This is a genomic window from Streptomyces sp. NPDC058279 (genome assembly GCF_042881255.1).
Taxonomy (GTDB): domain Bacteria; phylum Actinomycetota; class Actinomycetes; order Streptomycetales; family Streptomycetaceae; genus Streptomyces.
In genome coordinates, this window is the sequence record NZ_JBHVYA010000001.1 from 901,932 (window position 1) to 921,606 (window position 19,675).

General features: G+C 72.9%; 19 protein-coding genes. 13 read left to right on the plus strand and 6 right to left on the minus strand.

The window, feature by feature from the left end:
- The first annotated feature begins 143 nt into the window (after nt 1–143).
- From bioB to bioD, 3 genes are read left to right on the plus strand one after another with little or no spacing between them, the layout of a single operon-like run.
- Nucleotides 144–1,397 (plus strand): biotin synthase BioB, encoded by a 1,254-nt coding sequence (gene bioB, locus ACFVXJ_RS04345; protein WP_389658315.1) that lies wholly within the window; start codon nt 144–146, stop codon nt 1,395–1,397.
- On the plus strand, nt 1,390–2,700 hold the full coding sequence (locus ACFVXJ_RS04350) for an adenosylmethionine--8-amino-7-oxononanoate transaminase (protein WP_389658318.1): 1,311 nt from the start codon (nt 1,390–1,392) through the stop codon (nt 2,698–2,700). The genes bioB and ACFVXJ_RS04350 overlap by 8 nt, the downstream gene beginning before the upstream one ends.
- Nucleotide 2,701: 1 nt before the next feature.
- The gene (gene bioD / locus ACFVXJ_RS04355; protein WP_389658321.1) at nt 2,702–3,421 is read left to right on the plus strand and encodes a dethiobiotin synthase; all 720 of its coding nucleotides are present in this window, start codon (nt 2,702–2,704) and stop codon (nt 3,419–3,421) included.
- 94 nt (nt 3,422–3,515) lie between these two features.
- Here bioD and ACFVXJ_RS04360 read toward each other — a convergent pair whose 3' ends face one another.
- Entirely contained in the window at nt 3,516–4,139 is a 624-nt protein-coding gene (locus tag ACFVXJ_RS04360) for a hypothetical protein (RefSeq protein ID WP_389658324.1), read from the minus strand.
- 229 nt (nt 4,140–4,368) lie between these two features.
- Between ACFVXJ_RS04360 and ACFVXJ_RS04365 the strand changes: the two genes are divergently transcribed.
- Complete coding sequence (locus tag ACFVXJ_RS04365; protein WP_361315035.1) at nt 4,369–5,034, plus strand: class I SAM-dependent methyltransferase; 666 nt, start codon at nt 4,369–4,371, stop codon at nt 5,032–5,034.
- A gap of 133 nt (nt 5,035–5,167) precedes the next feature.
- Here the strand turns inward: ACFVXJ_RS04365 and ACFVXJ_RS04370 are convergent, their stop codons facing one another.
- Complete coding sequence (locus ACFVXJ_RS04370) at nt 5,168–5,593, minus strand: GNAT family N-acetyltransferase (RefSeq protein WP_389658327.1); 426 nt, start codon at nt 5,591–5,593, stop codon at nt 5,168–5,170.
- A 209-nt stretch (nt 5,594–5,802) separates the two neighbouring features.
- On the opposite strand from ACFVXJ_RS04370, the gene ACFVXJ_RS04375 reads away from it, so the two are divergent.
- The 5 genes from ACFVXJ_RS04375 to mug all read left to right on the plus strand — a co-directional run bounded on the left by ACFVXJ_RS04375 (nt 5,803) and on the right by mug (nt 11,125).
- The gene (locus ACFVXJ_RS04375; protein ID WP_389658330.1) at nt 5,803–7,140 is read left to right on the plus strand and encodes a hemolysin family protein; all 1,338 of its coding nucleotides are present in this window, start codon (nt 5,803–5,805) and stop codon (nt 7,138–7,140) included.
- Nucleotides 7,137–8,162 (plus strand): hemolysin family protein, encoded by a 1,026-nt coding sequence (locus tag ACFVXJ_RS04380; protein WP_389658333.1) that lies wholly within the window; start codon nt 7,137–7,139, stop codon nt 8,160–8,162. The genes ACFVXJ_RS04375 and ACFVXJ_RS04380 overlap by 4 nt, the downstream gene beginning before the upstream one ends.
- Before the next feature lie 118 nt (nt 8,163–8,280).
- Nucleotides 8,281–9,072 carry an SGNH/GDSL hydrolase family protein gene (locus tag ACFVXJ_RS04385; protein ID WP_389658336.1) on the plus strand — a complete coding sequence of 264 codons (792 nt, stop codon included), beginning with the start codon at nt 8,281–8,283 and terminating at the stop codon, nt 9,070–9,072.
- A gap of 71 nt (nt 9,073–9,143) precedes the next feature.
- A complete protein-coding gene (purB, locus tag ACFVXJ_RS04390) occupies nt 9,144–10,577 on the plus strand; it encodes an adenylosuccinate lyase (RefSeq protein ID WP_389658338.1) in 1,434 nt (477 codons plus the stop codon).
- The gene (gene mug / locus ACFVXJ_RS04395; RefSeq protein WP_389658631.1) at nt 10,574–11,125 is read left to right on the plus strand and encodes a G/U mismatch-specific DNA glycosylase; all 552 of its coding nucleotides are present in this window, start codon (nt 10,574–10,576) and stop codon (nt 11,123–11,125) included. The genes purB and mug overlap by 4 nt, the downstream gene beginning before the upstream one ends.
- 141 nt (nt 11,126–11,266) lie before the next feature.
- Here mug and ACFVXJ_RS04400 read toward each other — a convergent pair whose 3' ends face one another.
- From ACFVXJ_RS04400 to ACFVXJ_RS04410, 3 genes are read right to left on the minus strand one after another with little or no spacing between them, the layout of a single operon-like run.
- Entirely contained in the window at nt 11,267–11,704 is a 438-nt protein-coding gene (locus ACFVXJ_RS04400; protein ID WP_389658341.1) for a hypothetical protein, read from the minus strand.
- A gap of 55 nt (nt 11,705–11,759) precedes the next feature.
- Nucleotides 11,760–12,512, minus strand: a complete 753-nt coding sequence (locus ACFVXJ_RS04405; RefSeq protein ID WP_389658344.1) for an ABC transporter permease — start codon at nt 12,510–12,512, stop codon at nt 11,760–11,762.
- Nucleotides 12,513–12,557: 45 nt separating this feature from the next.
- Nucleotides 12,558–13,472, minus strand: coding sequence for an ATP-binding cassette domain-containing protein (locus ACFVXJ_RS04410; RefSeq protein WP_389658347.1), 915 nt, complete (start codon nt 13,470–13,472; stop codon nt 12,558–12,560).
- 108 nt (nt 13,473–13,580) lie between these two features.
- Here ACFVXJ_RS04410 and ACFVXJ_RS04415 point away from each other — a divergent pair, with 108 nt between their 5' ends.
- The 3 genes from ACFVXJ_RS04415 to ACFVXJ_RS04425 all read left to right on the plus strand — a co-directional run bounded on the left by ACFVXJ_RS04415 (nt 13,581) and on the right by ACFVXJ_RS04425 (nt 16,672).
- Nucleotides 13,581–14,759, plus strand: a complete 1,179-nt coding sequence (locus ACFVXJ_RS04415; RefSeq protein WP_389658350.1) for a sensor histidine kinase — start codon at nt 13,581–13,583, stop codon at nt 14,757–14,759.
- A gap of 4 nt (nt 14,760–14,763) precedes the next feature.
- On the plus strand, nt 14,764–15,414 hold the full coding sequence (locus ACFVXJ_RS04420) for a response regulator (protein WP_389658353.1): 651 nt from the start codon (nt 14,764–14,766) through the stop codon (nt 15,412–15,414).
- Nucleotides 15,415–15,514: 100 nt separating this feature from the next.
- Nucleotides 15,515–16,672 (plus strand): ROK family transcriptional regulator, encoded by a 1,158-nt coding sequence (locus tag ACFVXJ_RS04425; protein WP_389658356.1) that lies wholly within the window; start codon nt 15,515–15,517, stop codon nt 16,670–16,672.
- Between the two features lie 952 nt (nt 16,673–17,624).
- Here ACFVXJ_RS04425 and ACFVXJ_RS04430 read toward each other — a convergent pair.
- A complete protein-coding gene (locus ACFVXJ_RS04430; RefSeq protein ID WP_389658359.1) occupies nt 17,625–18,392 on the minus strand; it encodes a GntR family transcriptional regulator in 768 nt (255 codons plus the stop codon).
- 346 nt (nt 18,393–18,738) lie between these two features.
- Here ACFVXJ_RS04430 and ACFVXJ_RS04435 point away from each other — a divergent pair, with 346 nt between their 5' ends.
- Nucleotides 18,739–19,650 carry an alpha/beta fold hydrolase gene (locus ACFVXJ_RS04435; RefSeq protein WP_389658362.1) on the plus strand — a complete coding sequence of 304 codons (912 nt, stop codon included), beginning with the start codon at nt 18,739–18,741 and terminating at the stop codon, nt 19,648–19,650.
- Nucleotides 19,651–19,675: the final 25 nt, after the last annotated feature.

Sequence of the window (19,675 nt, forward strand, 5' to 3'; positions counted from 1 at the left end):
GTTTTGTCGGCTGTCCACAGGCCAGCTAGACCTTAGCCCGCCGGGGCGCGAGCGCCGGGTGTGGCGATACACACACTGTCTTCGGGCGATGTTGTGCGATCTCTCCTTGGCCCTGAGCGGTCGCGTGGTCCAGGATCGGCGTCATGGACCTGCTGAACACCCTGGTGGAAAAGGGGCTGCGGCGCGAGCTGCCGACCCGCGATGAGGCACTCGCCGTACTGGCGACTTCCGACGACGAACTGCTCGACGTGGTGGCCGCGGCCGGCAAGGTACGCCGCCAGTGGTTCGGACGGCGGGTGAAGCTGAACTACCTGGTCAACCTGAAGTCGGGACTGTGCCCGGAGGACTGTTCGTACTGCTCCCAGCGTCTGGGGTCGAAAGCGGAGATCCTCAAGTACACCTGGTTGAAGCCCGAGGAGGCGTCCCAGGCCGCCGCGGCCGGTGTCGCGGGCGGCGCGAAGCGCGTCTGCCTCGTGGCGAGCGGACGCGGTCCGACGGACCGTGACGTGGAGCGGGTCGGCAAGACGATCGAGGCGATCAAGGAGCAGAACGAGGGCGTCGAGGTCTGCGCCTGCCTGGGCCTGCTCTCCGCGGGCCAGGCGGAACGCCTCAAGGACGCGGGCGCCGACGCCTACAACCACAACCTCAACACGTCCGAGGCGACGTACGGTCAGATCACCAAGACGCACACCTACGCGGACCGGGTCGACACCGTACAAAAGGCGCACGCCGCGGGCCTGTCCGCCTGCTCCGGCCTGATCGCGGGCATGGGCGAGAGCGACGAGGACCTCGTCGACGTCGTCTACTCGCTGCGCGAACTGGACCCGGACTCGGTGCCCGTCAACTTCCTCATCCCCTTCGAGGGCACCCCGCTGGCCAAGGAGTGGAACCTCACCCCCCAGCGCTGCCTGCGCATCCTCGCGATGGTGCGCTTCGTCTGCCCCGACGTCGAGGTCCGCCTCGCGGGCGGCCGTGAGGTGCATCTGCGCAGCATGCAGCCGCTCGCCCTGCACCTGGTGAACTCCATCTTCCTGGGCGACTACCTGACGAGTGAGGGCCAGGCCGGTCAGGCCGACCTGGACATGATCGCGGACGCCGGTTTCGAGGTGGAGGGGGCCGGCTCGACGACCCTTCCGGCCCACCGCTCGGGGCGGACCGCGGGCGGCGGCTGCGGCTCGCCCGGCGCGGGCGGTTCGGTCTGCGGCTCGGCGGCCCCCGGCGACGCCGTCGAGAGCGCGGGCTGTGGGTCCGCGTGCGGCGGCTGCTCGGGACACTCCGCGCCCGCGGCGTCGCAGGAGGCTCCCGCCCCCGTACAGGCGGAGGCCGGCGAAGTCCGCTCGGACCTGGTGGCGGTCCGCCGCCGCGGCGCGGGGACGGATCTCGCCCCCAATGCCTGATCAGCACAACCTGTCGGCCGCCGGTCTGCTCGCACTGGACCGGCAGCACGTCTGGCACCCGTACGGCCCCATGCCCGGGCGCCGGGATCCGCTGGTCGTCTCCTCCGCCGCGGGGGTCCGGCTGCGGCTCGGCGCCCCGGCGCACGGGCAGGAGGAACTGGTCGACGGCATGTCCTCCTGGTGGTCGGCCATCCACGGCTACAACCACCCCGTGTTGAACGAGGCCGTCACCACCCAACTGGGCCGGATGTCGCACGTGATGTTCGGCGGGCTCACGCACGAGCCCGCCGTCCGGCTGGCCGCGAAGCTGGTCGAGATCACCCCCGCCGGTCTGGAGCACGTCTTCCTCGCCGACTCGGGCTCCGTCTCGGTCGAGGTCGCCGTGAAGATGTGCCTCCAGTACTGGCGCTCCCTCGGTCGGACCGGCAAGACCCGGCTGCTGACCTGGCGCGGCGGCTACCACGGGGACACCTGGCAGCCGATGGCGGTCTGCGACCCCGAGGGCGGAATGCACGAGCTGTGGTCGGGGCAACTGCCCCGGCAGGTGTTCGCCGACGTGCCGCCCGGCGGGTTCGACACCCCGTTGGACCCGGCTTACACCGCGCACCTGCGGGCCCTGATCTCCGCTCACGCGCACGAGCTGGCCGCCGTGATCGTGGAGCCGGTGGTACAGGGCGCGGGCGGCATGCGCTTCCACAATCCCGGCTACCTGCGCGTGCTGCGGGAGCTCTGCGACGAGTACGACGTGCTCCTGGTCCTGGACGAGATCGCCACGGGCTTCGGCCGCACCGGCACCCTGTTCGCCGCCGACCACGCCGGGATCACCCCGGACGTGATGTGCCTGGGCAAGGCGCTGACCGGCGGCTACCTCACCCTGGCGGCGACGCTGTGCACGGCCCGGGTGGCCGACGGGATCTCGCGCGGCGAGGTGCCGATCCTGGCCCACGGGCCGACCTTCATGGGCAATCCGCTCGCCACGGCGGTCGCGCTGGCCTCCGTCGAGTTGCTGCTGAGCCAGGACTGGGCGGTGGAGGTCAAGCGGATCGAGGCGGCCCTCTCGGAGGGACTGTCCCCGGTCGCGGCCCTGCCCGGCGTCAAGGACGTACGGGTGCTGGGTGCGATCGGCGTGGTCCAGCTCGACCACGAGGTCGACATGGCCGCCGCCACCGGGGCGGCGGTTCGCGAGGGCGTGTGGCTGCGCCCGTTCCGCGACCTGATCTACACGATGCCGCCGTTCGTGACGGGCGACGAGGACGTGGCGCGCGTCTGCCGCGCCGTCCGTGCGGCCGCGCAGGAGGGCTGACATGACGATCCTCTTCGTATCCGGCACGGGCACGGAGATCGGCAAGACGGTGGTGACCTCGGCGGTCGCCTCGGCGGCGGTGGCCGCCGGCCGGTCGGTGGCGGTGCTCAAACCCGCGCAGACGGGCGTGGGTCCGGACGAGCCGGGTGACGCGGCGGAGGTCGTCCGGCTCGCGGGCCCCTCCGTCACGGCGGCGGAACTGGCCCGCTACCCGGAGCCGTTGGCCCCGGACACCGCGGCCCGCCGCTCCGGCCTGCCGACCCTGTCCCCCGCCGCCGTCGCCGAGGCGGCCCGGAAGCTGGCGGCCTCCCACGACCTGGTGCTCGTGGAGGGCGCGGGCGGTCTGCTCGTCCGCTTCGACGAGGAGGGGCACACGCTGGCCGACGCGGCGCGGTTGCTCGACGCGCCGGTGCTGATCGTGGCCCCCGCGGCCCTCGGCACCCTCAACTCCGTGACCCTGACGGCCGAGGCGCTGGCGGCGCGGGAGCTCACCTCGCCGGGCGTGGTGATCGGCGGTTGGCCGGTCTCGCCCGACCTGGCGTCGCGGTGCAACCTCGCCGACCTGCCGAAGGTGTCGGGGCTCCCGCTGCTGGGCGCGGTGCCGCAGGGCTCCGGCGCGCTGGCGCCCGTCGCGTTCCGGGCCGCGGCCCCGACGTGGCTCGCCCCCGCTCTGCACGGTGAGTGGTCGGCGCGGTCCTTCCAGGCCGCCTGGCCGGCCTGACGGGCGCTCCCGGGCCGGCACCCGCCCGGCCCCGGTCCCGCCGCCGATCGAGGCGTGGGACCTGGGCCGGGCGGCGGCGCGCGGCCCTCCCGGCTCAGTGACCGCCGCGCGGCTCGTGACAGCCGCCCTCCAGGTAGACCCCGTGGGCCTCGATCTTCAACGGGGTCCCCAGGTAGCCCGTGACGCACGGCCCGCTCTCCGGGATCGACAGGACGAACGTCAGGTACTGCGGCTCCGACCCGAACACGTCACCGCTCTCGACGCGGTAGCCCAGCCCCGTCAGCAGCACGCGGAGCTCCTCCGTGGTGCGCGGCACGCCCTCCCCGCCGGTACCGTCCAGCGCCGCCTTGATGCGTGCGGCGTGTGCCTCGCCCCGGCACTGGGCCGCCGGGCTGAGCCTGGCCTGGGTCTTGTAGCCGTGGTTCTCGGCGTACTTGCGCGCCGCCGGGTCCGTGGGCAGCTCTGCCGGGGTGCTCGGCACGGTCGGGAGGGTCTCGGCCTTGCCCGCGCACCGCGCGGCCACCTCGGGGAACAGCCTGTCGTGGCGCTCGACCGCGGCGGCGGCCCGCGCCGCGTCGTCGGTGCCCGGCGTCGCGGAAGGGGTGGCGGATACGGCCGCCGGCCCGGCGCCCGGGGCTACTGTGGTTCCACAGGCGGTCAACGCGAGCAGCCCCGCCGTGAGCAGCACGGTGCGGGCCGGGTCGGTGCGGAACTTCACGGCGTCTCCACGTCTCGGGCAGCCCTACGACAGGGGCCGGTTCATCCGATTATCCGCACGGCCCGGCCGGGGTCCTGAGTACGCGTACTCACCTCACGCGGCCTCAACTCCCCCACCGTGCTGGCCGGTAGCACGCGCCACCGGTCGTGCCACCGGTTTCGCCGGCCGCCCGGACGGGGAACAGCCCGGCAGGGCAACCGCACCCGTCGCACCCGCCCGGAGGCCCGTCATGCCCGCTTCACCCCTCAGTTCGGATTCCGTCCACCACCCCCTCTTCGCCCGGTTCTACGCCCGCGTCAGCCCCACCGCCGACACGCGGGGCGGTATCGCCGCGGTCCGGCACGAGCTGCTGCACGGGGTGTCCGGTCGCGTCATCGAGATCGGCGCGGGCAACGGGCTGAACTTCGCCCACTACCCCCGTGCCGTTTCCGAGGTCGTCGCCGTCGAACCGGAGCGCCTGCTGCGCCGGCGCGCCGCCGCGGCCGCGCTGCGCGCCGAGGTCCCGGTGGACCTGGTCCCCGGTGTCGCCGAGGCCCTCCCGGTCAAGAGCGAGGCGTTCGACGCCGCCGTCGCCTCGCTCGTGCTGTGCACCGTACGGAGCCTGCCCCGCGCGCTCGCCGAGCTGTACCGCGTCCTGCGCCCCGACGGCGAGCTGCGCTTCTTCGAGCACGGTCTGGCGCCGGGGCCGGGCATGGCCGGTGTGCAGCGCGCGCTGGACCGGACGGTCTGGCCGCGCCTGTTCGGCAACTGCCACACCGCGCGCGACCCGCTCGCCTCGATCGAGGCCGCCGGATTCCGGATCGTCTCGCAGCGGACGTTCCGCCTGCCCGAACGGGGGCCGGCGCTGCCGACGTCGTACTGCGTCCTGGGCACGGCCCGCCGGGGCGTCGACTGAGCGGGGCTGCCCGGCCGAGCGGAGCCCCTGCGCGGACCTCGACCGGGCGGGGCTCGGCCGAGCCGGTCCCGGCCGGGTGGGCGTGGGCTGAGCGGTCCGGACCGGGCGGCGACCGGCGGCCCGGCCGTGGGCGTCAGCCGTTCAGCGGCTTGACCCAGCGCGTCCAGTGGTCCTCGGGGTGGTAGCCGCCCGCCTGCCACGCCCCGTGCGCCGGCGTGTTCCGGTCGAGCACCATCGCGTCGGCGCGTCGGCCGCCGAGCGCGGAGAAACGCTCCTCCGCGGCGGACAGCAGGGCCGCGCCGATGCCCTGCCGGCGGCGCTCCGGGTGCACCGCGAGCCGGTAGAGGTGGCAGCGCCAGCCGTCGAACCCGGCGATCACGGTGCCCACCAGTGCCCCGCCCCGGCGGGCGAGGAGCAGCGCGTCGGGGTCCCGGGCGTGCAGACGCTCGACGCCGGCGAGGTCGTCGCTGATGCTCGCGCCCTCGGCGGCGACCTTCCAGAAGTCGAGCACGGCGGGGAGGTCGGCGACCGTCGCGGCGTCGATACGAAGATCACTCATAAGGTGATCCCATCATCCGGTGGACCGGTCCATAAGCGCGAGCACTTCCCTTTGCCCGTCCTTTACCATGTCGGGAACGTCCTCCCGATCGAAAGGTGTGAGCGTCCGCCCATGGGCGAGCCACCCCGTACCCACGGCCGATTTCCGCCGGCGCGACGTCGCGCGATACCCCTCCTCCTGACCGATCATGGGACGGAGGTGACCGACCGATGACCGAAGTGCTCCTGCTCGTCCTGGCGCTGTTGCTCTGCCTCGCCTGCGGGGTCTTCGTCGCGGCCGAGTTCTCCCTGACGACCATCGAGCGCGGTGAGCTCGAAGGGGCCGTCGAGCGCGGCGAGCGGGGGGCCGAGAGTGCCCTGGCCGCCGTCCGCAGCCTGACGTTCCAGCTGTCCGGCGCACAGCTCGGCATCACCGTGACGGGCCTGGTCATCGGCATGATTTCCAAGCCCTCGATCGCGGCCCTGCTCAAGGGGCCGTTCCAGGCCATGGGCCTGTCGGTCGGCGCCGCCTCCTCCACCGCCCTGGTGGTCGCCACCGTGCTGTCCACGGTGGTGCTGATGGTGGTCGGCGAGCTGGTTCCCAAGAACTGGGCGATCTCCTCCCCGCTCGCCGTCGCCAAGCGCGTGGCCACCCCGCAGCGGGTGTTCAGCCGGACCTTCAGGCCCTTGATCAGCCAGCTCAACCGGACGGCGAACCACATGGTCCGCCGGTTCGGGATGGAGCCCGCGGAGGAACTCGCCTCGGCGCGCAGCCCCCAGGAGCTCGTCGCCCTCGCCCGGCACTCCGCGAAGGCGGGAGCCCTGGAGAAGGACACCGCCGAGCTGTTCGTGCGGACCCTGAACCTGGCCGATCTGACCGCCGAGAACGTCATGACGCCCCGGGTCCAGGTCACCGCACTCGACGTGCAGACCACCGCGGAGGACGTGGCGAACGCGACGCTGGCGACGGGCCTGTCCCGTTTCCCCGTGTACCGGGGCAACCTCGACAGCGTCGTGGGCACGGTGCACATCAAGGACGTCCTGGCGCTGCCCGCCGAAGAGCGGCACGGCTACCCGGTGTCGCAGTTGCTGCGCGCGCCCCTGCTGGTGCCCGAGTCGCTCACGGTGGACCGACTGCTGGACCGGCTCTCCGGCAAACAGACGATGGCCGTCGTGATCGACGAGTACGGCGGCACGGCCGGTGTGGCCACGCTGGAGGACATCGTCGAGGAAGTCGTCGGCGAAGTCCGCGACGAGCACGACCCGCACGAGACCCCGGACCTGGCCCCGGCCGGCTCGGACGACAGCGGTCGCGCCCTCTACTCGGCCGACGGCGCCGCGCGCACCGATCAGCTGCGAACGATCGGGCTGCGGGTGCCGGACGGCCCGTACGAGACGCTGGCGGGGCTGATGGCGACCGAGCTGGGCCGGATCCCGGAGGTCGGGGACAGCCTGGAGCTGGACGGGTGGCGGCTGGATGTGGTGGACGCGAGTGGACGCAGGGCGGCCCGCGTGCTGCTGCGCCGGCCCGCCAACGCCGACGACGAGGGTGCGGGGGACGCGCGATGACCGTGATCCAGTTGCTGATCGGTCTGGCGACCCTGGTCGTCAACGCCTTCTTCGTCGGCGCGGAGTTCGCGTTGATCTCCGTCCGGCGCAGCCAGATCGAGCCGTACGCCGAGCAGGGCGACCGGCGGGGCCGCGCGGTGCTGTGGGGCCTGGAGCACGTGTCGGCGCTGATGGCGGCGGCGCAGTTGGGCATCACCCTGTGCACCCTGGTGCTGGGTGTGGTCGCCGAACCCGCCATCGCCCACCTGCTGGCCCCGGTGTTCGACTTCCTCGGTGTGCCGGGCGGGCTGACGCACGCCATCTCCTTCGTGATCGCCCTGGCCCTGGCCACGTACCTGCACATGCTCTTCGGCGAGATGCTGCCGAAGAACGTGGCGCTGTCCGAACCGGTCCGCACGGCGCTGCTGTTGGGGCCGCCGCTGGTGACCCTGACCCGGGCGCTGAAGCCGGCGATCTTCGCGATCAACGCGTTCGCGAGCTTCCTGCTGCGTCTGCTGCGGGTGGACGCCAAGGGCGAGGTCGCCGCGACGTTCTCGGATGACGAACTGGCCCGGATGGTCAAGGACTCCAGCGCCGCCGGGCTCATCGACAACCGGGCGAGCGCGCGGCTGCACGACGCCCTGGAACTCGGCCGACGGCCGGTCACCGATGTGGTGCTGCCGGCCGACCGGGTGGTCCCGGCGCGCGAGGACATCACCCCGGAGGGGCTGGAGCGACTCGCCGCCACGTCGGGGTACTCCCGTTTCCCGGTCATCGACGCGCAGCACAAGATCCGCGGCTATCTGCACGTCAAGGACGCGCTCGACGCGGACGTGACGCAGCGGGACCGGCCGTTCCCGGCCTCCGCGCTGCGCCCGATCGCTCAGGTCCGCGCGGAGACGCCGCTGGACGACGTACTGACCGCCATGCGGCGCAGCCGCACCCACCTGGCCGCGGTTCAGGGGGCGGACGGTGCGATGACGGGGCTGGTGACCATGGAGGACGTCCTGCGCGAACTCTTCGGCAGGCCGGCCACCCAGTAGGCCGTACCGTCCGGACGTCGGCCAGGCGCGGCCATCCGACAGGCGTGCGCGGGCCTGCATGGGCCCGGGCACGGGCCGCATGCGCGAGCGTCCTACCGCGCGGTAGCATCGCTGCGCCATGGAGATAAATGCGTCCTACACCAGTCTTGTCGCGATCGGCGACTCCTTCACCGAGGGCATGTCCGATCTGCTCCCGGACGGCTCCTACCGGGGCTGGGCCGACCTGCTCGCCGCGCGTCTCGCCGCGCGGGAGCCGGGCTTCCGCTACGCGAACCTCGCGGTCCGCGGGAAGCTGATCGGGCAGATCGCGCGCGACCAGGCCCCCGTGGCCGCGGCGATGGGCGCCGACGTGGTGACCCTGGTGGGCGGCCTGAACGACGCGCTGCGGCCGAAGGTCGACATGGGCCGGGTGCGCGGACACCTGGAGGAGGCCGTGGGCCTGCTCGCCCCCACCTGCGGGACGCTGGTCCTGATGCGCTCCCCGGGCCGCGACGGGCCGGTGATGGAACGTTTCCGCCCGCGCATGGAGGAACTCTTCGCCGTCCTGGAGGAGCTGGCCGCCCGCCACGGTGCGCTGCTCGTGGACCTGTACGGGGCCCCGGTGCTCGGGGACCCGCGGCTGTGGGACGTGGACCGGCTGCACCTGACGGCCGAAGGCCACCGGCGCGTGGCGGAGGCGGTCTGGCAGACGCTGGGCCTGCCCCCGGAGGAGGACTGGCGGGCACCGCTGCCGCCCGCCGCGGCCCCGGGCTGGTCCGTCCGCCGGACCCAGGACCTCCGCTTCGCCCGGCGACATCTGTTGCCCTGGATCGGGCGCCGGATCACCGGTCGTTCGTCCGGCGACGGCCGCGCGGCGAAACGCTCGGAGCTGCTGCCCTACGGGGCCTGCGAGCCCGACCGGCTCTCGTAGCAAGGCACAATCCGGGGCAGGCCCCGTACCTGCGTAAACGCACAGCGGCGGCCCAAGTAGAATCCCTACACGTGACAGCCAAGCCCCGCATCCCCAATGTCCTGGCCGGCCGCTACGCCTCCGCGGAGCTCGCCGTCCTGTGGTCCCCCGAGTACAAGGTGACGCTGGAGCGGCGGCTGTGGCTCGCCGTGCTGCGCGCCCAGAAGGACCTCGGCATCGAGGTCCCGGACGCCGCCCTCGCCGACTACGAGCGCGTCCTGGAGACCGTCGACCTCGCCTCCATCGCCGAGCGCGAGAAGGTCACCCGGCACGACGTGAAGGCCCGCATCGAGGAGTTCAACGCCCTCGCCGGTCACGAGCACGTCCACAAGGGCATGACCTCGCGCGACCTCACCGAGAACGTCGAGCAGCTCCAGATCCGGCTCTCCCTGGAACTGGCCCGCGACCGTACGGTCGCCGTCCTCGCGCGCCTCGGCAAGCTGGCCGGCGAGCACGCCGAGCTGGTCATGGCCGGTCGCTCGCACAACGTCGCGGCCCAGGCGACCACCCTCGGCAAGCGTTTCGCCACCGCGGCCGACGAGCTGCTCGTGGCTTACGACCGCTTGGAGAACCTGCTGGCCCGCTACCCGCTGCGCGGGATCAAGGGCCCGGTCGGCACCGCCCAGGACATGCTCGACCTGCTGGGCGGCGACGCCGCCAAGCTCGCCGACCTGGAACAGCGGATCGCGACCCACCTTGGCTTCGCCCAGGCGTTCACCTCGGTCGGTCAGGTCTACCCCCGCTCGCTCGACTACGACGTGGTCACCGCGCTGGTTCAGCTGGCCGCCGCCCCGTCCTCGATCGCCAAGACCATCCGCCTGATGGCCGGCCACGAGCTGGTCACCGAGGGCTTCAAGCCCGGTCAGGTCGGCTCGTCCGCGATGCCGCACAAGATGAACACCCGCTCCTGCGAGCGTGTGAACGGCCTCATGGTCATCCTGCGCGGCTACGCCTCCATGACCGGCGAGCTGGCGGGCGACCAGTGGAACGAGGGCGACGTCTCCTGCTCCGTGGTCCGCCGCGTGGCCCTGCCCGACGCGTTCTTCGCCTTCGACGGGCTGCTGGAAACCTTCCTGACCGTCCTCGACGAGTTCGGCGCCTTCCCGGCGGTCGTGGCCCGCGAGCTGGACCGCTACCTGCCCTTCCTCGCCACCACCAAGGTGCTGATGGGCGCCGTACGGGCGGGGGTCGGCCGGGAGGCCGCCCACGAGGTCATCAAGGAGCACGCGGTGGCCTCCGCACTCGCCATGCGCGAGCAGGGTGCCGAGCGCAACGAGCTCCTCGACAAGCTGGCCGCCGACGAGCGGATGCCGCTGGATCGGGCCCAGCTCGACGCCCTGATGGCCGACAAGCTGTCCTTCACGGGCGCCGCCGGTGACCAGGTCGCCACGGTGATCTCCCGCATCGAGGACATCGCCAAGCAGCACCCGGAGGCCGCCGGGTACACGCCGGGGTCGATCCTCTGACTCCCGAGGAGCTGAACGCCGCCCGCGACCGCGTCGTCCCCGACGTGGTCGCGGGCGGCCTGCGGGTGCTCTTTTGCGGAATCAATCCGGGCCTCCTCTCCGCCGCGACGGGCCACCACTTCGCCCGCCCCGGCAACCGCTTCTGGCCGGTTCTGCACCTGTCCGGCTTCACCCCGCGCCGGCTGGCCCCCGCCGAGCAGGAGGAGCTGCTGTCCTACCGCCTCGGGATCACCAACGTCGTGGCCCGCGCAACGGCGCGCGCCGACGAGTTGAGCACCGAGGAATACCGGGAGGGCGGCCGGCTCCTGACCGCCAAGGTGGAACTCCTGCGCCCCCGCTGGCTGGCCGTTGTCGGCATCACCGCGTACCGCACCGCCTTCCAGGAGCCCAAGGCCAAGATCGGCCCGCAGGAGCGCACCATCGGTACCACCCGTGTCTGGGTCCTCCCCAACCCCAGCGGCCTCAACGCCCACTGGACGGCGGCGTCCATGGCGGAGGAATACGCCCTCCTCCGCCTCGCGGCCGAGGAGGTCGACCGAACCCCATAGGCCCCCACGACGCGTCCCCGGGCCTCTGACCCCCCGGTCCGTCCGGGGCCGCCGGGCCGCCGGAGCCGGGCATGACGGCCGGAGGTCGGAGTCGGGGGCCGGGGCGGGCCGGGGCGGGCGCCGGGGCCGGGGCGGGCGGACCTACGGCGGGTCGATCACCGTGACGCCTGCCATGAGCCGGTACGGGCCCTCCGCCTCCGAGTGGGCCACGCAGGCCACGAGCCACCGGTCCTCGGCCCGCCACAGGTGTACGTGGTCGCTGCTGTTGCTGAGTTCCTCCCATGGCTCCGGTATCTCCTCCCCGTCGAGCCCCCGGTGCATCGTGCCCTCGAGGCTGAAGACCTGGGGCTCGCCCCATCGATCGGCGAGCGCCTGCTCCAGCGCCCCGTACTCGGCGCTGATCTGGTCGACCGCCTCGATCCGCCCCGAGCCGTCGTCCTCCCAGAAGTCCCGGGTCTCCACGAGCTGGACCAAGTGGTATCCCGGCCCACTGCGGTGCCGGCCGGACCAGACCGGCTCGGAAGGAAACACCTGCGCCCGGAGCCGGTCGATCGTGTCGAGATGCTCTGCCGTGGTCATGGCGTCAGTATCCCGGCGACCACTGACAACTGGCCGGACGTCACGCCGCCCGATGTCACGCCGCCCTGCGTCGCACCGCCAGCCACCCCCCTCCCAAGGCCGCGAGCGACCACAGCGCGGCGACCCCTAGTCCGCTCCACGGGCCCAGCGCCCCCTCCGCCGTCATACGCATGACCAGTTGACCCGCCCGATCGGGCATGAACTGCCCCGCCCCACCCGCCACCTGCCCAATGACGAACGGCAGGATCAGCAGGAAGGGTATGAGCAGGCTCATCACGAGGGTGCCGCTGCGCGCCAACGCCGTCAGACCGGCGGCCAGCAGGGCGATCAGCATCAGGTAGACACCGCTGCCGAACACCGCCCGCACCGTTCCCGGGTCACCCAGGACCAGGGCGCGCTCCCCCATGAAAGCCTGTCCGGTGACGAAGGTGACCACTCCGGTGATCTCCCCGGTCAGGAAGGCCAGGACGGCCACCATCGCGGCCTTGGAAAGGTACAGCCGGCTCCGGTTGGGCACGGCGGTCAGGGAGACCCGCAGGGCACCGTCCCGGAACTCTCCGGCGAAGACGGTGGCACCGAAGGCGACGGCGGCTATCTGGCCGAAGTTGACGCCGTAGAAGGCCGCGGCGAGCCGGTCGTCGCCCATCGCCTCCGCCTGCCCCGCACCGAGCGCGGCGGCGATGAGAAGGGTGATGCCGGTGGTCGCGAGCAGCACGGCTATGAGCGACCCGAGAGTCGCGCGGACGGATCGTATCTTGATCCACTCCGAATGCAGGACGGGGACGGTGGGCAGGCCGGCGGCCTTCATGGCGATAGCTCCGTTCGGGGGTCGGGGATGTCGGGATCCGGGGGGTCAGGCGGCCGTAGCAGAGAATTCGGCTCGACCGGCGGTGAGTTCGAGGTATGCCTGTTCCAGCGAGGCCCGCTCGTCGGACAGCTCCGACAGCGGCACACCGTGGCGGGCCGCGAGCGCTCCGATGCGGCCGGCCCGTATGCCCTCGACCGCCCAGGACCCGTCCTCCGCGGCGAGGAGTGCGAATCCCTCACCGGCGAGCGTCTCCCGCAGCCGGTCGGGCTCGGAGGTCCGCAGGCGCGTCCGGGGAGTGCTCCGGGAGTCGATGAACTCCTTCATCGGGCTGTCGGCGAGCAATCTGCCCTGCCCGAGCACGATGAGGTGGTCGGCGAACGAAGCGGTCTCCGCCATCAGGTGGCTGGAGACGAGGACCGTTCGTCCTTCGGCGGCGACGCCGCGCATCAGTTCCCGGATCCAGATGATGCCCTTCGGGTCCAGGCCGTTGGTCGGCTCGTCCAGGAGCAGCACCGCCGGGTCCCCGAGCAGCGCCGCGGCTATGCCCAGTCGCTGGCGCATGCCGAGTGAATACGTCTTCACCCGGCGGCGGGACACCGAGGCGATGCCGCACTGCTCCAGCACCCCGTCGACACGCTGCGCGGGAATCCCGTTGCTGACGGCAAGGGCGAGCAGGTGGTCCCGGGCGGTGCGACCGCCATGGGCAGCCTGCGGGTCGAGCAGCGCGCCCACATGGTGCAGGGGCCGTCGCAGATCGGTGAAGGAGCTGCCACCGATGGTGGCGGCGCCCGATGTCGGCCGGTCAAGCCCGAGGATCAGGCGCATCGTCGTCGACTTGCCCGCGCCGTTGGGCCCCAGGAAGCCGGTCACCCGCCCGGGCAGGACATCGAAGGTGAGGTGGTCCACGACCCGTGTGTGGCCGTAGTCCTTGGTCAGTTCGCGGATCTCGATGCGGTTCATGACTCAAGACTCGCCGCCGGCCCCCGCCCCCCTCCTCCCCCACGCGAGGGTGTCGTCTCCCCCACGTGGGGGAGACGCCGGACACCCGGGCACTGCCACGATGAAGCCATGTACCGACTGCTCCGCGCACCGCTCCAGGCGGTGACGTACTCCCGCTGGCTGCATCTCTGTGTGCCGTTGCTGCTGCTTGCGCTCTGGATGTTCATCGCACCACACATGCCGTGGGTGCCGTTGCTGATCGTCGTCCCGTTCGGCTTCGTGCCGTGGGTTCGGCTGGCCGAGGGCCTACAGGCCCGGTTCCTGCTCACGCCCGACGAGGGCGACTCGGTCGAGGCCGCCATCGCCGCCGCCGCGTCGGAGCGTTGGGGTGACCGGTGGCGGACCCTTCTGTGGCTGGAGATACGGCTGGTCGTCTCGGGCGCCGCCATGTTCGCGAGCGTCTTCCTGCCGGTACTCGGCTTGCAGCTCACCGCGATCGCGGTCGGACATCCGATGGCGGCGGACATCATTCCGCCGTTCCCCGTCCCGCCGCGTTGGGCGGCCGCCCTGCTGGCACCGGTTCCCCTGGCCGCGCTGATCTTCCTCGTGGTGCTGCTCGGCGAGATGATCACCGCGATCGCCCGCCGGCTGCTGGGACCGTCCGCTGCCGACCGGGTGTCCGCATTGGAGGCACGGACGGAGCAATTGCTGGAGCGGACCCGTATGGCGCGGGAGTTGCACGACTCGATCGGGCACGCACTGACCGTGGCCGTCGTGCAGGCGGGCGCGGCGCGAGCCGCCGGTGATCCGGCCTTCACCGAGCGGGCGCTCTGTGCGATCGAGGAGACGGGCCGGGCGGCGCTGGAGGATCTGGAGCGGGTCCTCCTGGTCCTGCGGGAGTCGGCGCAGCCACCGTCCAGGCGTCCGACCCTGGCCGAGGCGGACCGGCTGCTGGAGTCGGCGCGGGCCTCGGGGGCCGAGGTCGACGCGCAACTGAAGGGCTCACTGGAAACGTTGCCGGGTCCGGTCACCCGGGAGGGGTACCGGATTCTTCAGGAGGCACTGACCAACGTCCTGCGGCACTGCGGGCCCGTGCCGGTCCGGGTGCGGGTCGAAATGGGCCCGGGCCGACTCGACTTGGAGGTGACGAACCCGCTGCCGGACGGGCCCAGCGTCATCACCGGGGGCGGCGGCGGCCTGCGCGGGATGAGGGAACGGGCGGCGCTGCTCGGCGGGGAGGCCGAGACCGGCCCGCACGAGGGCCGTTGGAGGGTGCGCGCCCGGTTGCCGCTGGAGCGAATACCCTGATCGGATGCCGGTTACCGTACTGCTCGTCGATGACGAACCCCTGGTGCGCGCGGGCTTGCGTGCCGTGCTCGAAGCCCAGCCCGACATCGAAGTCGTCGGCGAGGCCGCGGACGGGGCGTCCGTGGTCCCCCTGGTACGGCAGCTGCGACCGGACGTGGTGGCGATGGACGTGCGGATGCCACTGCTCGACGGGATCGAGGCGACGCGCGCGGTACTTCGCTCCGTGGACACACCGCCGAAGATCCTCGTGGTCACCACCTTCGAGAACGACGAGTACGTCTACCAGGCGCTGCGTGCCGGTGCCGACGGGTTCTTGTTGAAGCGAGCCCGGCCGTCGGAGATCGTGCATGCCGTCCGGCTCGTGGCGGAGGGGGAGACGCTCCTCTTCCCGTCCGCGGTGCGGGCGCTGGCGGCGGAGTACGGCAATCGGAAGGCACGGGCCGTGCTGGAGCGGGCCGCGCTCACCGAACGCGAGGAGGCGGTGCTCCGGCTGATGGCGCGGGGGCTGACCAATGTGGAGATCGCCGCCGAGCTGATCGTCGGTACGGAGACCGTCAAGTCCCATGTGAGCGCGATCCTGGCGAAGCTGGGTGCGCGGGACCGGACGCAGGCGGTCATCGCGGCGTACGAGTCCGGATTCGTCTCGCCGGCCTGAGAGGACCGGGCGGATCCGCCGATGGGGGGCCGCTTCTCGCCGCCGCACCGGCTGCGCAGTACGATCCGGCTGACAGGGCCGCTAGCTGGGAGGACACACGTTGGGGCAGCTGACCGGCGGGGACCCCTCTCTGCTCCGGCGCATCAATTCGGCCGTGGTGCTGCGCGCCCTGCGGGCGGCCGGATCGCCGACCCTCACCGACCTCACCCGGGTGACCGGTCTGTCGCGGCCGACGGTGGAGGGAGTCGTCGAAGGGCTGATCGGGGCCGGGCTGGTCGTGGAGGCCGACGCCGAGGAAGGTGCGCGACGGCAGGGCCGACCGGCCAGACGCTTTCGCTTCCGGGCCGAGGCGGGCCACCTGCTGGGCATCGAGATCGGCTCCCACCGGATCGCCGTCCTGCTGTCCGGGCTGGACGGTCGGGTGATCGGCGCCGGCACCAAGGACGTCGCCGAGACCGCTTCGGCCGACGAGCGCCTGGAACGGGTGCGCGCGGCGGTGGCCGATCTGCTGCGGCGTGCGGGGATACCGCGGGACTCGCTGCGAGCGGTGGGCGTCGGCAGCCCGGGCATCGTGGAGGCGGACGGCACGGTCCGCCTCGGCACGGCGCTGCCGGGCTGGACCGGGTTGCCACTCGGCGACCGGCTGCGGCGTTCGTTCCGCTGCCCGGTGCAGGTGGAGAACGACGCGAACGCGGCAGCCGTCGCCGAGCACTGGAAGGGGGCCGCACGCGACACCGACGACATGGTCTTCGTGATGGCGGGCCTCAGTCCCGGGGCCGGCTCCCTCATCGGCGGCCGCCTGCACCGTGGCTTCGGCGGGGCGGCGGGTGAAATCGGCGCACTCCACCTGCTGGGGCGCGAGGCCACCCCGGAGCGGCTGCTGTCGACCACCGGCGAGCCGCTGCACCCGCTGGACGAGCCGGCGGTCGCGGAGGTCTTCGCGATGGCCCGGCGCGGCGACGCGCGGGCCGTGGCGGCGGTGGAGCGGTTCCTGCAACGGCTGGTCCACGACGTGGCGGCGCTGGTCCTGGCGATGGACCCGGAGTTGGTCGTGGTCGGCGGCTGGGCCGCCGGCCTGGACGGGGTGCTCGAACCGCTGCGCCGCGAACTGCGGCGCTACTGCCTGCGCCCGCCGAAGGTGGAGCTGTCGCTGCTCGGTGAGGCGGCAGTGGCCACGGGAGCGCTGCGGCTGGCGCTGGACCACGTGGAGGAAGAGCTGTTCGCGGTGGAGAAGACGGTGACGGCCCGCCGGCGCTGAGGGCGGGCGGAACTGTTCGCCGATCCTCCCGGCCCCGGCTCCGCGCCGGGTCCTCGGGCCCGTCGTGGTGGCCTTCGGCCGCTCCCACCGGGCCCGCGCGCATGCCCCCGGTGCCGACACGGCCTCGCCGGCTCCGGTCGGCGCGCTCCGGGAGGTGACGACTGACCCGTTGTGGCCGTAAGCCGTCGGGGGGCATGCCGACGCTCGTCGAAGGGCCACGGCCGCCGAGGGGGTCGTAGCGAAAAGAAAGCCGCCGCGGCGCCATCGGTGCGCCACCGCTGCCCGGCCGGGCTCACGACCGAGGCGGCCGTCCCCGCGAGGAAGGCACCAGGGCCCCTCCAGCGCGCCCTGGCGCGTGCCCGGCGAGCGTCATTGCGCGCGGCGTCCGCGTCACCGTGCGGCACGCCGGCGACATCGGCGCGCGCGAGTCGGCAACCGTCGACGCGTCGCTTCGAGCGCAGCGCGGACGGCCCGTTCGAGGCGGCCGGTGTGGACTGCGGCAGGCGACGTTCGGGCGGGGCTGCTTGGCTCCCTCGCCCGGGCCTCCGGCTTGTGGGCCGGAGCCCCGTACCCCGTGACATGGGGTCACCTCCCGCGCACAGCGCAGCGGGGCGAGGCAAGGCGAGGCGAGGCGAGGCAAGGCGAGGCGAGGCGGCGCACCGCATCAGACCGTACGAGGGCGCGATGGTGTCTCCGGCCCGCTCAAACGCCTTCTCGTCGCGTTGCCACGCTCTCCGACCGCGCCCGTAAAGGGGCCCCGTCCCGGTGGACCTGCCCGCCACAACGCGGCCATCGCGTGTGGGGCGACCGGTTACCCGCGCGATGCGTGCCCACGCGCCACCGCGCCGATGCGCGGGCGCTGCCGTACACACCACCACGCCGCGGGCGCCGCGTGCCGCAAGGCGGAGGCACCCCACGCGCCCCCGCACAAGGGGGCCGTCGCGGCACTCCCTCAGGAAGCGGCGCGGGCGGTCTCCGTGATCTCGACCCCGGAGTCGCCGAAGGTCAGGCGGCAGGTGTCCGCGCGGTAGGTGGCCACCGAAACGGCGGCCGTTCCCTCGGCGGTGAAGTAGCGGGTGGTGACCAGCAGCACGGGCGCGCCGGGCAGCCGGTCGAGCTCCTTGGCGTCGTCCGCGCGGGCGGAGCCGAGTTCCACGGAACGGTCCTGCCCGTCGAGCGTGAGCCGCTGGAGCTCCCGCAGGACGGCCCGGGCCCGGGCGGGGCCGGTGGGCACGTCGATGGCGGAGAGCCCGGGCACCGACCCGGCGGGTACGTACAGCAGCTCGGCGGCGACGACCTGGCCCTGTGTGACGCGGGTCCGGCGTACCGTCTGCACCGGCTGGTCGGCGGTGAAACCCGGCCCGGTCGCAAGCAGCGTCCGGACCGCGGCGGGCGCCACGGCCTCGACCGCGTCCACGCTCTCCCAGCCGTCGGCGCTCTCCCCCGGCCAGCTGTGGCCCGTACTGCCCACGGCCACCCCCACCCGGGGCGGGGCGACGGTGGTGCCGACGCCCCGGCGCCGCTGCAGTCGGCCTTCCAGCTCCAGTTGCTCCAGTGCCTGGCGCAGAGTGGCACGGGCGACGCCGAAGCGGGCGGCGAGCTCGCGCTCGTTCGGCAGCACCTCGCCCACGGCGAAGTCCTGGTCCAGCGCCTCGCTGAGCACGGTCTTCAGGTGCCAGTACTTCGGTTCCGGCACCGATTCGAGCTGCGTGGTCCCCACCCTGACTCCTCCTGCAATCGCCGCAACGCCGTATTCCGGCGGCAGTTCCGCACCGCAGTCCCGCACCGCAGTTCCGCGCCCTTGTTTATTAAAGGTTCCTGCACTATCCCTGCGACGATAGGACCGCGCCCCACCTTGGTCAAGACCAATGCTCACCGCTTTGCCGGGCAGATCGGGCATATGTAGCAAGCCGTTCACAGGATGTTCGCGCGCACCAGAGGGCACGAGAGGGCGGTCCGCCCCGATCGACCCACACACCGCCGCCGGAGCCTTGCCGTCGGGACCTACTGAGCGGTAGTCATTACTGACAGCCTGTCTCACACGCGTCCATCCGACGAGGAGCAGCATGACCGCCACGGTCTCCTTCCCCATCGATTCCCCGCACGGCCCGCGCACCGCCACCGTCGCCTACGAACGCAAGGGCGCCGGCGAGCCGCTCCTCCTCCTCCACGGCATCGGCCACCACCTCCAGGCCTGGCACCCCGTGACGGACATCCTGGCCGCCGAACACGACGTCATAGCCGTGGATCTGCCCGGCTTCGGTCTCTCCGGCCCGCTGCCGCACGGTGTCCCCTACGGCCTGACCACGGTCGCCCCCGCGCTCGGCGCCCTCTGCTCGGCCCTCGGCGTGAAGCGTCCGCACGTCGCCGGGAACTCCCTCGGTGGCCTGCTCGCGCTCGAAATGGCCCGTGGTGGCCTCGTGTGCTCGGTCACCGCCTTCTCCCCGGCCGGATTCTGGTCGGAGAGCGAGCGCCGCTACGCGTTCACCGCCCTGCGCGCCATGCGCACCGGGGCCCGCGCACTGCCCCGTCCCGCGCTGGAGCGACTCTCGCTGACCGCCCCGGGCCGGGTGGCGCTCACCGGGACCATCTACGCCCGCCCTGCGCGCCGTTCGCCCGCGGCCGTGGTCGCCGAGACGCTGGCCCTGCGCGGCGCCACCGGCTTCGACGAGACCCTGGCTGCGGGCGGCTCCGTACGGTTCACCGCCGGCCTGCCCGGACTGCCCGTCACCATCGCCTGGGGTGACCGAGACCGGTTGCTCCTGCGCCGCCAGGGCGTCCGCGCGAAGCAGACCATCCCCGGCGCCCGCCTGGTCCGGCTGCCGGGTTGCGGCCACGTCCCGATGAACGACGACCCGGCCCTCGTCGCCCGGGTCATCCTCGACACGGCGCGCGCCGCCTCCGGCTCACCCTCCCCCTCCGCCCCGCCCTCCCCCTCCGCCTCGTCCGCCTCCTCCGCGAGCACCACGGCCGGCTGACGGGTGTTCACCCGCGGTTTGCGCG

What these genes read in the sequence shown, in the direction of transcription:
- bioB (WP_389658315.1), top strand. Translation starts at nt 144, where the DNA reads ATGGACCTGCTGAACACCCTGGTGGAAAAGGGGCTGCGGCGCGAGCTG.
- ACFVXJ_RS04350 (WP_389658318.1), top strand. Translation starts at nt 1,390, where the DNA reads ATGCCTGATCAGCACAACCTGTCGGCCGCCGGTCTGCTCGCACTGGAC.
- bioD (WP_389658321.1), top strand. Translation starts at nt 2,702, where the DNA reads ATGACGATCCTCTTCGTATCCGGCACGGGCACGGAGATCGGCAAGACG.
- ACFVXJ_RS04365 (WP_361315035.1), top strand. Translation starts at nt 4,369, where the DNA reads ATGCCCGCTTCACCCCTCAGTTCGGATTCCGTCCACCACCCCCTCTTC.
- ACFVXJ_RS04370 (WP_389658327.1), bottom strand. Translation starts at nt 5,593, where the DNA reads ATGAGTGATCTTCGTATCGACGCCGCGACGGTCGCCGACCTCCCCGCC.
- ACFVXJ_RS04375 (WP_389658330.1), top strand. Translation starts at nt 5,803, where the DNA reads ATGACCGAAGTGCTCCTGCTCGTCCTGGCGCTGTTGCTCTGCCTCGCC.
- ACFVXJ_RS04380 (WP_389658333.1), top strand. Translation starts at nt 7,137, where the DNA reads ATGACCGTGATCCAGTTGCTGATCGGTCTGGCGACCCTGGTCGTCAAC.
- ACFVXJ_RS04385 (WP_389658336.1), top strand. Translation starts at nt 8,281, where the DNA reads ATGGAGATAAATGCGTCCTACACCAGTCTTGTCGCGATCGGCGACTCC.
- ACFVXJ_RS04400 (WP_389658341.1), bottom strand. Translation starts at nt 11,704, where the DNA reads ATGACCACGGCAGAGCATCTCGACACGATCGACCGGCTCCGGGCGCAG.
- ACFVXJ_RS04405 (WP_389658344.1), bottom strand. Translation starts at nt 12,512, where the DNA reads ATGAAGGCCGCCGGCCTGCCCACCGTCCCCGTCCTGCATTCGGAGTGG.
- ACFVXJ_RS04410 (WP_389658347.1), bottom strand. Translation starts at nt 13,472, where the DNA reads ATGAACCGCATCGAGATCCGCGAACTGACCAAGGACTACGGCCACACA.
- ACFVXJ_RS04415 (WP_389658350.1), top strand. Translation starts at nt 13,581, where the DNA reads ATGTACCGACTGCTCCGCGCACCGCTCCAGGCGGTGACGTACTCCCGC.
- ACFVXJ_RS04420 (WP_389658353.1), top strand. Translation starts at nt 14,764, where the DNA reads ATGCCGGTTACCGTACTGCTCGTCGATGACGAACCCCTGGTGCGCGCG.
- ACFVXJ_RS04435 (WP_389658362.1), top strand. Translation starts at nt 18,739, where the DNA reads ATGACCGCCACGGTCTCCTTCCCCATCGATTCCCCGCACGGCCCGCGC.